Origin of the sequence: Allocatenococcus thiocycli, assembly GCF_921292965.1 — a bacterium.
In the GTDB taxonomy this organism is placed as follows: domain Bacteria; phylum Pseudomonadota; class Gammaproteobacteria; order Enterobacterales; family Vibrionaceae; genus Vibrio; species Vibrio natriegens.
Genome location: NZ_CAKLCK010000051.1, coordinates 139,206 through 152,367 on the forward strand (window position 1 = coordinate 139,206; position 13,162 = coordinate 152,367).

Below are 13,162 nucleotides of genomic sequence, written 5' to 3' on the forward strand. Positions count from 1 at the left end.
CCAACTAGGAATCATTTTTAGCTAGTTCAACCCTCTCTAGCCAATGGAGCAGGTAATTGGTAAGTGCTTGGGGCTGTGCTAATGGTAAGTCGTGCGCATCACAATCAAAATGTACTACTTCGATTTGCCAGGCTTTAGCAATGGCTTCCCCACATCGGCTATCAACGAGTTTATCCGCTGTGCTGACGATAACTTGGCTCGGACAAGCAGGTGGCGAACTTTGGCCTTTAAATTGTGCTGCCGCATACAGCTGGCGAATAGTATTGCTGAAACTGACGGGGTGTTGTCGAGCGAGCTTGATATGGTGCGCGAGAACGTCTGGCTGATTGACACTGACTGGACTTGTCCATTTGAGAATTGATTGTTGGAAAGCATCGCTTCCTTTTAACCTAGAAATTGCGATGCTGAGCAGCGCCTTGATGTTGATTCTGCGCCAAAAAGGACTGTAACGAGAAAAGCTCGGATTGATCAGGGTTAAGCTGACAACTTGATCGGGTAGGGTATGTGCCCAGTGGCTGGCCAGCATTGATCCCATTGAAATGGCGATCAGATGATAACGTTCACACTGGCCAGGGAGTTGCTCGAGCATGGATGGGAGCATCTGTTCAATCTTCAGCGGGCTGAGTTCACGATATTTTTCACCATTCCCAGGTACGTTAGGTGTGATGATAATCAACTCTGGTGAGATTTTTGTCAGTGCATTGAGCATACTTTGCCAATGACCACTCTCTCTTAGCAACCCTCTCACTAATACTATCGGTACCATAGTTTTTTTGCCTTATCTGTATATTTCTTTTCTACAGTCGCATCCATGTTTGCTATCAAATCATTATTAAGTACCTGAATTAAATAGCTTAAAAAAGTGCTGTGACGGCGCTGAACTCGTTTAATACGGTGGGATTTAGTCGGATGAAAAAGCTGACTAAATCGCAGCATTTGAATTGGGTTTTTCTTCACCCACAGCCATGATCCTAACTCTAGGGTGAGCGGCAAAAAATGATACTCGGTTTGCGCTTGATGTTGGATCAGCATCCAGTCCCAGAAATCACCGTGAGTGGTGTATTGATGCCACTGCGGCTCAAACTGATAGAGCTCATAATGCGGATAACTTTTGCGGAATAGCCGGTAAAGTAAATAATACTGAGCTAGGTTGCTCGGAGGATTTGTGTGATGGGCATAAGGAAACCACAGTCGATCGCGAGTACCAAATCCGCTATGCAGATCCAAAAGAATGGTGGTGCGAGACTGCTTTGTAATATCTAGAACGTAGCGTGACAACACCAGTAGCTCTTGCTCCATCTGGCTTGGATTTCCTCGATACCAAGGTAAACAGGAGCTAAAACTTTGTCCGGCATAAAGTTGGTAAACTGGGTTGTCACTATTGATCGGTGAATTGCGCATTAAGTCCACGCCATTGTGATTTGCACGCTTTTTAAGTGCCACCCCCCAGGGGTTAACCACGGGAATCGCGATGATTCGCAAATTATTGAGTGATTGTTTAAGTTGCCCATCCCATTCCAATCTTCTTAGCAAACTCTTCAGAAAGGCGAGAATTATCTGGCTACCAATACGTTCTACACCGTGAATAGCGCCGGTAAAAAACAGACAAGGTGCGCCGCTGTCCGTTGAGCCTAATTCAAGCGTATAAATCGGTAGTGACTTCCCTTTGTGATAAATATCATCAAGAAGGTGAAGGCGTAGTTGTTGAGGGTATTGCTCCGCGAGTTGCTCTATATGCTGTATTTCACGAGGAATGTGTCCAGTCATCTCGATGCTCAGATAGGGTTTGAAGTGATACCATTCAAAATAAAGACTTGATCATTATCGTCAGTTGACAACGTAGCACACTGCCTAATTGCACTTGCTGTTCGAATAATGATCCGCTGCACTAATCGATTTCCTTGACGAAAACGAAATCATCTATTTGTCCAGACTGGCATAAGTGTAGAACGGGTTGAATGTTGGTTTGGTGAAGTATTTGTTTCAGTCTGAGTAACCAGGAATAAAAAATGCGAAGCTGGTAGGCTTCGCATCATGTTACTAACGTTTCTAAATTGGCAAAGAACTATGCCGTCACTTTATCGCCCATAGCCGATGTGACGTGCGCAAAGTATCTTTTGGTTTCTTCTACAACGACTTGGCGGAGCGCAATCAAACCGATCAAGTTCGGAATGGCCATCAGTCCATTTACGATGTCAGCCAGAATCCAAATCATGTCCAGATGCAGGAACGCGCCTGAAGCGACTAAACCAACAAAAATCAGTTTGTATGGCAGTACCGCTTTAGTGCCGAACAAGAACACGACACAACGCTCACCGTAGTAGTTCCAACCAAGAATGGTTGTAAAGGCGAAAAACATCAGACCAATTGATACCAGCATTGGACCAAAGGTGTCAGCATTTAAACCAACCGCAAAAGCGTGGGTCGTCATTGCTGCGCCAGAGAAGTCACTTTGCCATGCGCCAGTCAGGATAAGAGCAAGACCGGTCATAGTACAAATGATGATGGTATCGAAGAAGGTACCTGTCATGGAAATCAGACCTTGTTTGACACAAGAATCTGTTTTCGCTGCTGCCGCCGCCATTGGTGCACTACCCAAGCCAGATTCGTTTGAGAATACACCTCGAGCGATACCCGATTGGATAGCCAGCATGATGCTTGCGCCCAGGAAACCACCAGTTGCTGCAGTAGAAGTGAAGGCTGATACCAACACTAATTCAATAGCATTCAGTAGTTGGTCTGCATTCATGATAATCACGCTTAGACACGCCAATACATAGAATACAGCCATGGTTGGTACAACTTTACCAGCGACCTTAGCAATAGATTTGATACCACCTAAAGTGACAAAAGCGACTAATAGAGTCAGGATGAAAGCAGATAGCTCACGGTTAGCACCGAAAGAAATCTCTGTCGCATCCAAAATCGCGTTCACTTGAGGAAAAGTACCGATACCAAAACAAGCCACACCTAAAGCAAATACAGCGAACATGATCGCCAGTGCTTTAGAGCCTACACCATATTGTAGGTAGTACATCGGGCCACCGATCATTTGGCCTTTATCATCAACTTGGCGGTATTTTACTGCAAGTAGACACTCAGCGTATTTGGTTGCCATTCCGAATAGGGCAGCAAGCCACATCCAGAACAAAGCACCCGGACCACCAAGTTTAATTGCGGTAGCAACACCAACGATATTACCAGTACCGATAGTGGCTGAAAGTGCAGTACATAATGCTGCAAAGCTAGAAACGTCACCCTGTTTATCAGATGACTTATCTTTACTAAATACCATCACTAACGCGGTCGGTAGATGTTTAAACTGGATCAAGCCGAGGCTAAAAGTGAAGTAGACACCGGTACCCACAAGCAAAAGCAGTAGTGGTGGACCCCAGACAAAGTTATCGATGGTTTGAAGTAAAGATTGTAGGTCGTTCATGATTTCCCCTTAATAAAACAACTAATAAGGAGAAGAGGGAAAGGGCGAGATACAAGATCTCTAATAGAACAAAGCTATTTAAAAGACGGGAACGCCAAATAGTTAGGTTACAACTTTCCACTCCTCTGTCCTTTTGCCTGAGAGTTTCACCCTGTGCATGACACAGGACTTGCTCCTTCGGCGACCGATTAAACGGTTCTCTCCAGAGGTTCCTCCAACTACAGTCCCCGCTACCTAAGTAGCACCTGAAATAGTTAATTCTTCGGCAGGTTATGCTAATCAAAAATTAAATTTTGATTAATAACCACTCTCCTGCAGTCTTCATCGGAACAATTACCTAAAATGATTTATAAACTTAGTAAATGTTACTAAAATGTTAAAAAGTTTCAGATAATCAGATAGTTAGCTTTCGCTAACGCAGGTAATCTATCAAAAGAGTGATGTAGGTTTCAAGTTGTTTTTGAGTGAAAAACACAATTTGTACCCCAGTTTGTATGCCAATTTAAACTTGGTTTGCGCACGGCTCAGCAAGTCTTAAGTAGTCACCTTAACAAGCAACAAACAGTATTCGGTTTCGTTAATTAATTGATAATTAACCCTAGAGAGGCAGGAAAACTGCCAATTGAAGAATCCCACCCGGCTATTACATAGATTGCTCAAAAGAAATTATGGACAATTTTATCCATAATGATTGGCCAAAATAGATATGTTTCTGTTACCTCGTGATAGGTAATATGCACCACATCGGTAACGCAATAAGGAATTATAAATGTCACATCCAATCATCCAAGATTTGAATCGTCGCTACACAGCGAAAAAATACGACGCAAGTAAGCGCATTTCGCCACAAGATATGGATGTAATCAAAGAAGCGATCCGTTTGTCAGCATCTTCGATCAACTCACAGCCATGGAAGTTCATCGTGATTGAGAGCGATGAAGCGAAGCAACGTTTTCACGATACTTTCGCGAACATGCACCAGTTTAATCAACCGCACGCGAAAGAAGCGTCACACATCATTTTGTTTGCGCACAACCCGAAGTTTACTAAAGATGATTACCGCAAAGTTGTCGATGTGGAAGTTTCTTCAGGTCACTTACCAGCAGAGATGTATGACAACATGCTCAACGGAGCATTCGGATTTGCAGAGTCGCAAACCAATGAACTTGGCTTTAATGGTCACTGGACTAAAGCGCAAACCTATATTGCCCTAGGTAATACTCTGCATGTGTTGGCACGCCTTGGCATTGCTTCAACACCAATGGAGGGCGTCGATCCTGAAATGATCGGCAAAATCTTCGAGAAAGAGCTTGATGGTTACGTATGTGAGTTTGCACTAGCGATGGGTTACCACCTTGAAGGCGAAGACTACAACTACGGTTTACCTAAATCTCGCCTTGCAGCAGAAGATGTTCTGGTTACCCTGTAATTAATAAAACAAGATAGAGTCACTAAGCCACCTTAGTCATTTAGCTTGGGTGGTTTTTTTATCTTCATTTAGCGGAGTTTTGTCCTCGATATACTCAAGCCAGCGTGGCGGGTTGCCTATGTATGCCTCTACTGCGCTTATAAACGCTTGAACCAGCCGAGTTTGTTTACGGTGCGGATAGAGGGCGTAAATAGCCTTATCCTGCGTGACAATGTTGTGCTTGGGAAGCAGTTGTACCAATCCAAGCTCAGAGAGCGGTTGCGACAGGTTTGAGGCATCAAGACGCGCATAACCGACGCCATCTCTGACCGCTTCAATCAGGGTTCGCACATCATTAACCCGATAGCGTCCTTGCATCTTATACTCTTGATAATTCTCGCCATTGGCAGTTTCACTGATAGTAAAAGTATCCAAAGTGACATCATTATTGCTGTAGATCACCGCAGGCAAAGCGTTAAGTTCCTTCGGCGAGGTTGGCAAACCATACTCTTTAACAAAGCGGTTTGCAGCCACTAAGATAAAGTGAGATTTGGCGATAGTCTTGGCGATCAGGCTTGAGTCGGACAACTTACTCAAGCGAAAGGCGAGATCGTAATGATCAGAGATAATGTCAGATTTTCTGTCGTCCAACGAATGGTGGATCTGCACATCGGGGTGAGCGCGCATAAACTCGGTGATCACTGGCTGTAAATATTGATGACCAAAATAACTGGGCGACGTGATACGCAAGACCCCTTTGGGTTTTTCCTGATAGGCATCTGCGGAGAGTTGGATCTCTTGCAAGGTATTGCGCAGAGTTTGTCCGTAACGGAAGATCTCCTCACCGGCTGAGGTCATTGAAAATGAGCGCGTAGAGCGATTCAGTAGCTGCACGCCCAGAGCGCTCTCAAGGCGCTTGATCTGTTTGGATAGTGAGGAATTATCCATTTCATTGAGCGCTGCTGCTTTGGAAAACGAGCCTTGCTGTACAACATCGACAAACAGCAGAATTTGGTTGGAGTTGACCATGATGTTCCTATCAAATCAGGGGGAGTAAAAGCTAGAAAATAACAGTTCATTAGCTAGTTCGAAACTGGACTCAAACGAGTCAGACTTGCCGTAGCGCCTTGTTATGTTACCGCTTAAACCTAATATGTTCAGCGCTGCCGATGCCTTCCTTAACAATTGCACAATATGACTCTGAGTTATTCCATCTCTCTCTTTATTCATTCTGATGAAGTCACGATATAGATCCTGGAGCAAGATGCTCATGACAGGCGATGTTGCATTCTCTGCATCCTTTCACTTGGTTTTTATTTGTTGCGAAAAAGTAATGGGGATGTGGATTCATTACATTAAAGCAACATTTTGCAACCACTATCGAGTTCTGTGATAACGCTTCATTTTGTTACATCATAACACTACGTATTCATTTCCAATGCATTGAATGGATTAGCATATCGCCCTAGCATAAAAATAGACCTCGGTATCAAAATTATGCCTAGGTCTCAAAATTACGACAACTAATGGATTAGGAAAGTAAATGGAAAGTCTTAGTTTTAAAGCTAGGTTAGCTAGTTGTATAGTCGCGCTATCTTGTTGTTCAACAACAGCATTAGCGAATCAAATAGACGGTGATGGTCGTGTAAAAGATCGCTATATCATTGAGTTTAAAGGTAAGTCACTTACTGATGTTACCGATTCGAATGAAAGCTCTCACCTAGAAGATATACAGGAAGAACAAAACGCTTTTCGTAGCCAAGCGAAGAAAAAGAAACTTAATTTTAAAGAGCATTCCAAATTTAACCGATTGGTTAATGGTGTTTCGATTGAAGCAGATTCTGAAACGATTAAAGCAATAGAACAGTTTTCAATGGTAAAGGCTGTTCATCCTGAATATATGTACTACTCAGGTGAAGAAATCGAAGAAGCTGAAACTGATGCTACCCGAGAAACCATAACCGTAACTAATCTTACGGGTGTTCCAGAGGCCCATGCTGCAGGTTTTACCGGCAAAGGCATTACTGCCTGTGTGATTGACTCTGGTATTGATACCGAACATCCGGCATTTGCAGGTAAAATTTTAGGTGGTTATGACTTTGCCGAAGTCGATTCTGACTACTCAGACTCCGGCTACCACGGTACCCACGTTGCAGGTATTCTTGCTGGTAATGGCCCAAATATGGTGGGTGTAGCGCCGGATGCGAACTTACGTATTTATAAAGTATTTGGCGGTGAATACGGGGGCTATACATCAACGATTTTGAATGCGCTTGAGCAAGCCGTTGCTGATGATTGTGATGTTGTTAACATGAGTTTAGGCACGGCCCATGGCGGTGTAATTCAAAAGTCAATTCTACCTAAAGCGGTTGATAAATTAGCGGTAAAAGGTATCGCACCGGTCATATCTATTGGTAATGCGATTGCAGGACCGTTCCTTCCATCATCGCCGGCAATTGCTAAAAAGTCGACAGCGGTAGCCTCTGCTATTGGTAGTTACTATGACGCGGCGCTAGCATTTAAAATCGATGATTTAAAGGTACCATTTGTTATTGCAAATAATTCATCTGTACCGCTAGGTGGTGAAAGTGAAGTTATTAACTATGGCGCATTTGACTGTGATGTTGAACCGGCAGGTCCTTTTGAAGGCAAAACAGTATTAGTTAAAAAGCCGAAAGGATCTATTCCTTATTCGTGTACTTCTAAACAGGCTGCTTTGTTTGAAAGAGAAGGCGCTGGCGCAATTATTTGGTGGGATGAGCCAAGGTATGAATCAGACTTCTGGTTATATCGTTGGGCCAGTAATATGATTTCGTATGGTCAAAACCTATCGATTCCTGTTGCTAGGATCAGACCTATTGATGCACCCGCATTAGAGGCAAAAATTGAAGCTGGAGAAACAACAGTGGTTTGGGGTTCCTATGTATCTATAGACAACCCTTATGCCAATACTCCCTCTATTTCTTCTACGTGGGGGCCTACACACGAGTTAGACTTCAAACCGGAAGTGATGGCACCGGGAGAACAAATTTTCTCTGCGATGCCAAGCCGATATTCTCATTACGGCTTTTTAACTGGAACATCAATGGCTTCACCTCATGTAGCTGGTATAACAGCGTTAATGCAGTCTGCAAATCCAAAACTTAAGCCCGGCGATATTCGCAACATACTTATGAATACTGCTCAGCCACAAGTCATTGGCTGGACTGGCGTAGTTGGACCAGCATCAACAGCATTGCAAGGCGCTGGTATGGTAAACGCTATTCAAGCTTTGACCACAGAAGTTACTGCGTTACCTGCTAAATTTGCTATTGGTGATTTGAACGGTCATAGTTTTGATGGGTCAATCGAGCTAAATAACGAATCTGATCAAACATTAACGTTCAATGTTCGTCATGAAGCAGCATTAACCGCAGCGCCACCAATGACCCAGCAATGGATTGCGAAGAAAGAAGCGGCTGAAGTAACGTTTAACGTCGATCAAATTGAAGTCTCAGCAAGTGGTAACGGTACCATCTATTTTAGTATTACAGAGCCTACAGAAGTACCAGAGGGTTCAGTGATTTCAGGTTGGATCGTATTTGATGCGATTGAAACAGGTCAAATCATTCGTGTTCCTTATTTAGGCTTAAAAGGTGACTATCACGCCTTACCTGTAGAAAATCAGACATTGACCGATATTAACCCAAGCATGAGCTCATTCTTTACTCGTCCAGAAGCAACTCCGAATTGTAGTGGCCCTGTTTGGAACCAATCTCCATGTTGTAACCAAACTGAAATTGCAGGCTCTTGTGGTCCATCATATGGCCCTGGTGTCCCTGTCACTTTAGACTTTACTAACGACAGTGCAAAAGACGATACGGTGTTTATGGGGATATCACAAGCCTTCCCTATGTTGCGAAAATTTAGAGCACAAGTGCTAAACAACAAAGGTAAGGTTATTGCTCCTCTGGGTTGGCGCAACATGCCTGAAGGCGTGACGATGGAAGATGTTCAGTATATGGTGCGTACTAGTGGTGCTGGTACTGGTCTAGAGTTCGGTATCTGGGATGGTAAACTCGCAGATGGCACCGATGCTCCAGCGGGAGAATACGTAATCAAGTTGGAATTCCATAAGTTACTTGGTGAAAACGACATGTCACCAGACATTGAAACTTGGGAATCGCATCCAATCACCTTGAAAAGGTAATTACCTTTAAGCTGTGTAAACGCCCGCAAATTAGCGGGCGTTTTTATTAATGAATCGAAGAAAAAGGGTCGTCACTCAACAGTGGATCTGCCAATAGAACTCACGCTCGATAAATGTTCCGAAAACTTTTTCATGCATCTCGACTGACTTTGAGCACCCAATGCGGATTTATTTTTCAAATAATTATTTGCCAAGAGCGTGCTTAATCATGGCTAGCTAATCGTTTTGCGCTATACATCGTATAAACTTCACTATTTTGCAGCGTAATGTCGACCAGATGTTCCATAGCGTCAGGTAATAGTTATTCTGTGACTCTAGGTAAGTAGTTCAATTAAGAGCACAAAATTGATCAAAACACCCGCACTCACCTTAAAATCTACGCTATGTTGACGTTGAGGAATATAGAAATAGGTTACAATAAACTTTTGTGAAACTGTCTGTGGATATAGGCGATGTCACAATCGGACAAGGAGGCTGTATGACCAGATTGTTAGCCATAGTGGTTTTGATCGTGTTTGCATTCGTGCTATTTCGTTATCGAACCAATGAAAAAGTCCAAAAAGCGACCATCATTATTTTGATAGGCGCATTCCTGATTTACACCGCATCGATAATGGTCGCGGAACTGATTCGCTAGCAAAATAACAAGATTCCTTGGAGTAATATACGGTGAGTTCTCAGAATAACATTGAAGAACATGAAGACGTGGTTGTGATTGAGCAGCGTGACAAACGTACTCAAATTTATATCGCAATTGCAGCGGTCTTGGGCATTGCCTTGGGTGGCTTAGTCGGCTCCATTTTAACTGCGAACAAATGGGAATCGGCGTATCAAAGTTTAGAAGAGAAATATCAGGTACTTGCTCAGGACAAAACTGCGCTGGTATCGCAAGTGCAAGTTCGCGAAGCGGGCTTAGAAAAAGAAGTCGAGGACAAAGTCGCGGCTCTTCTTGCGGCAAAAGAAGCGGAGCATCAAAAAGAGCTGAAAGCGCTACAGTCACAACTTACCGAAGTCGAGAAGGTAAACTTGTCTCTTGAATCTCAGGTTAAGCAACAGAACGACAAGATTAGTACCACTAAATCAGAGAACGAAAAACTGACTCGCCAGAGTGGAATACAAGCGACAATGCTGGAACGTTCGCGCGAAGTTTTCCAGAAAGAGCTTAAAGTCTCACAAGAATTAGAATCTTTAGAAAAAGAGCGTGAAAGTTTACTGCCGAAAATTAGTAAGCTGAAGAAAGAGTGCGATGTGTACTTAGAAGGCAAGTCTTGGGACGTGAAATCTGATGTGTGTAACAAACATGACGAAGCTACATCACGCTTAAGTCAGGTTGATCAGCTGATTGAAGTCCACAAAATGGATTTAAAGCAGATCAAAGAAATGAGTGAAGACATGGGGCTCTAATTAGTCTGACTATCACTTCATATAAGCATAAACAAAAAGGAGCACCAATACGTGCTCCTTTTTTCGTACTCTTTAGAAGCTAAATACGTGACGCGTCGTAGCCAGACGCCAGCAGTAGCTCTCTTTCGCGTTTAATCAATTGCGCACGATCTTCGATTAATTCGTTTAACGCCAGGGAAGGTTTACCCGCGAATGTTTTGAATTCAGCGAACGTTGTCGCCTTGGCAATTTCATCGATCATACCGCTGATGACGTTACGAGCTTCACACGGGTTATCAACGGTTTTGAAATATTCAACTTGTTGTGCCGCTGCTTTCATTTCCGCCAGCAGTTCAAGAGGACTACTATCCTTCGCCACTGCCATGTAGTTATCAAGCACGCGTTTTGCGTACAGGAGTTCAGTTAGTGGGATATCTCGTCCGCTTTCGATTAGGGACTCGCTAAGGATCATACTTGAGCTCATTGCCATTCCTTTTTTGTCTTCTACACAGCTGTTGGTTTTCACTTGAGTCTAATTTATTGAAGTCCCAATGGGAATGGTTGAATGGAAATTAAAATGATATTTTTAGTCTTTTTTGGTGAATAATAATTCATTTTGAGGTTAAGGGCTAAAAATGTGGTTTTTCTGCTACGAACTTTACACTCGATGTCGAAAAGCTAAGGGTCTTTTACATGTAGAAAGAGGAGCTCAAATGGCTCCTCTTTTAATCAGTGTTAACCCCAAATCTTCTTCTTATTGAGATGAGTACCAATCATGTTTATAAGCTTTTGAAGCAAATAGCGCATTGGCTTTCGCTCTTTCAACAATGGCTTCTTCAACATCCAAAGGTTGCATTGTTTTGTTTTCAAAGTCGTATGACAAAGTGGTCACTTTTTCTCCAGGAGAGAACACGACCAAGTTATCACGCGTTAAGTAACCAAAGTTTTTGTCGTACTGCATCATAGCGCGTTCGTCTTCTCGTGCTAACGGCTTGGTCAGATCGCGTCCAATCATCGGGCTTTTGGCATCAACGCCAATCAGCGAAAGCAGTGTTGGTGGCATGTCGATGTTGTTAGAAATCCGATCGTCTTTGCGAGGCTCAATCCCTTTACCGATGATCAATGCAGGGATGTGGAAGTGTTTGACCGGCACTAAGTTAGCGCCTGATACACGAGCATCATGGTCGGCAATCACGATAAATATGGTGTCATCCCAGTAGCCAGATTTCTTTGCTTTTTCAAAGAAGGTGCCAAGCGCGTAATCTGAATACTTCACGGCATTGTTACGCGTCATGTAGTTCTCATCATACTTCTCAATTTTACCTTGAGGGTATTCGTACGGGCTGTGGTTACTTGATGTGAACACTAAGCTGAAAAATGGTTTGTCATTCTTAGACAGGCGTTCGAACTCTTCATCCGCTTTGTTATAAAGGTCTTCGTCACTTACGCCCCATGATCCAACGAAGCCCGGGTTTCGGTAATCTTTTTCTTCAACAATTTGTTCAAAACCATTCCCAAAGAAGAAGGTCTTCATGTTGTCGAAGTTTGCCTCACCGCCATAGATAAACTGTGTGTGATAACCTTGATTTTTCAACAAATCAGCAATGGTAAAGAAGCCGGTTTGGCTTTTGCTCAGTTTCACAACCGAACGTGAAGGGGATGGCGGAAAACCAGTCGTTACCGCTTCAATGCCTCGTACTGATCGTGTACCCGTGGCGTACATTTGGGTAAATAACCAGCCTTCCTCTGTTAATTTGTCCAGATTTGGTGTTAATGGCAGGCCACCTAAAGAGCCCACAAACTGCGTACCTAAACTTTCTTGCAAAAGGATAACTAAATTTTTAGGTTTTCCTTTGTAAGTCGCAGAGTTGTGATTCATTGTTGGCAAGAGTTCAGGGTTAAAATCCGACTTCTTCGACGATTCGCGAACGATCTCCAACATTTTTTGGCTATCCATCTTGCCGTAGAACTGCTCAGCACTCTTTTCCGATTTCATGTTATTGACGGCAAACAACAGAGAGTATGAAGAGTTGAGGGTCAGGTCGTTCAATAGAGGGTCGCTAGAGAAGGCTACCATCGCTGGGTTAAGAGGACGGTGACCCAAAGAAGAGCGCGCGCCTGCGACACCAATCAGTACAACCAAAATCGCCAACAAAGGACGCCACTTCCAGTGGATCTGCTGTGCAGAATCAGTCAGCTTTTTACTCCATTTCCAACCTAAAATAAGAGTAATAGCCGTACCAGCGGCACCAATGAACAGCTCTAGCTTATAACCTGTCCAGAGCATGCTCATGACTTCTTTAGGATAAATTAAGTACTCGATGAACAGGCGGTTAGGGCGCAGGTCATACTCCTGAATAAACGGAGCGGTTGCCAATTCCATGTAGACCAGAATCCATAGGCCAGCGACCATCCACAGGCGCAGTATCCACTTCCAGCCACTGCCTATTTTGCCCTTCAAAGGCAGCAGTGCAGACAGCAGAGCAGGGAGAATAAATAACCAACACAATGTAGCGAAATCGACGCGAACGCCTTGGCCAAGAATATAAATGAGATCTTGAAATGATTCGATTCGGTCTGATTGCCAAAAGAGTAACAGAATTCGTGAAAGTGATAAGAAAGCGAGTGAAAACAAGGAAAAAACAGCAATTGGCTGTAGTGGCCCAAAAACGGGTCTATTAAAAGTACTTCTCATATTTACTTATTTGGTAGATTTAAAAGTTGTGCGACGGTGTTTCTACCA

General features: G+C 43.4%; 10 protein-coding genes and 1 riboswitch. Of the genes, 4 read left to right on the forward strand and 6 right to left on the reverse strand.

Going from position 1 to position 13,162, the window contains the following annotated elements:
* Positions 1–4: 4 nt before the first annotated feature.
* From L9Q40_RS21420 to L9Q40_RS21430, 3 genes are all read right to left on the reverse strand, one after another.
* Positions 5–766 (reverse strand): alpha/beta fold hydrolase, encoded by a 762-nt coding sequence (locus L9Q40_RS21420; protein ID WP_498794571.1) that lies wholly within the window; start codon positions 764–766, stop codon positions 5–7.
* Positions 754–1,767, reverse strand: coding sequence for a DUF2817 domain-containing protein (locus tag L9Q40_RS21425; RefSeq protein ID WP_498794572.1), 1,014 nt, complete (start codon positions 1,765–1,767; stop codon positions 754–756). The genes L9Q40_RS21420 and L9Q40_RS21425 overlap by 13 nt, the downstream gene beginning before the upstream one ends.
* Positions 1,768–2,065: 298 nt before the next feature.
* A complete protein-coding gene (locus L9Q40_RS21430; RefSeq protein WP_020336373.1) occupies positions 2,066–3,439 on the reverse strand; it encodes an alanine/glycine:cation symporter family protein in 1,374 nt (457 codons plus the stop codon).
* 115 nt (positions 3,440–3,554) lie between these two features.
* Positions 3,555–3,655: riboswitch (glycine riboswitch) on the reverse strand.
* A gap of 553 nt (positions 3,656–4,208) precedes the next feature.
* On the opposite strand from L9Q40_RS21430, the gene L9Q40_RS21435 reads away from it, so the two are divergent.
* On the forward strand, positions 4,209–4,868 hold the full coding sequence (locus L9Q40_RS21435; protein WP_014231981.1) for a nitroreductase family protein: 660 nt from the start codon (positions 4,209–4,211) through the stop codon (positions 4,866–4,868).
* A 36-nt stretch (positions 4,869–4,904) separates the two neighbouring features.
* Here L9Q40_RS21435 and L9Q40_RS21440 read toward each other — a convergent pair whose 3' ends face one another.
* Entirely contained in the window at positions 4,905–5,876 is a 972-nt protein-coding gene (locus tag L9Q40_RS21440) for a LysR family transcriptional regulator (RefSeq protein WP_498794573.1), read from the reverse strand.
* A 514-nt stretch (positions 5,877–6,390) separates the two neighbouring features.
* On the opposite strand from L9Q40_RS21440, the gene L9Q40_RS21445 reads away from it, so the two are divergent.
* The 3 genes from L9Q40_RS21445 to L9Q40_RS21455 all read left to right on the forward strand — a co-directional run bounded on the left by L9Q40_RS21445 (position 6,391) and on the right by L9Q40_RS21455 (position 10,440).
* Positions 6,391–9,036, forward strand: a complete 2,646-nt coding sequence (locus L9Q40_RS21445; protein ID WP_498794575.1) for a S8 family serine peptidase — start codon at positions 6,391–6,393, stop codon at positions 9,034–9,036.
* A gap of 478 nt (positions 9,037–9,514) precedes the next feature.
* Positions 9,515–9,673 (forward strand): hypothetical protein, encoded by a 159-nt coding sequence (locus tag L9Q40_RS21450; RefSeq protein ID WP_014231978.1) that lies wholly within the window; start codon positions 9,515–9,517, stop codon positions 9,671–9,673.
* A gap of 32 nt (positions 9,674–9,705) precedes the next feature.
* A complete protein-coding gene (locus L9Q40_RS21455; RefSeq protein ID WP_498794576.1) occupies positions 9,706–10,440 on the forward strand; it encodes a chromosome partitioning protein ParA in 735 nt (244 codons plus the stop codon).
* 79 nt (positions 10,441–10,519) lie between these two features.
* Here the strand turns inward: L9Q40_RS21455 and L9Q40_RS21460 are convergent, their stop codons facing one another.
* The gene (locus L9Q40_RS21460) at positions 10,520–10,903 is read right to left on the reverse strand and encodes a hypothetical protein (protein WP_372378465.1); all 384 of its coding nucleotides are present in this window, start codon (positions 10,901–10,903) and stop codon (positions 10,520–10,522) included.
* A gap of 270 nt (positions 10,904–11,173) precedes the next feature.
* Positions 11,174–13,114, reverse strand: coding sequence for an LTA synthase family protein (locus tag L9Q40_RS21465; protein ID WP_498794577.1), 1,941 nt, complete (start codon positions 13,112–13,114; stop codon positions 11,174–11,176).
* Between the last annotated feature and the right edge of the window lie 48 nt (positions 13,115–13,162).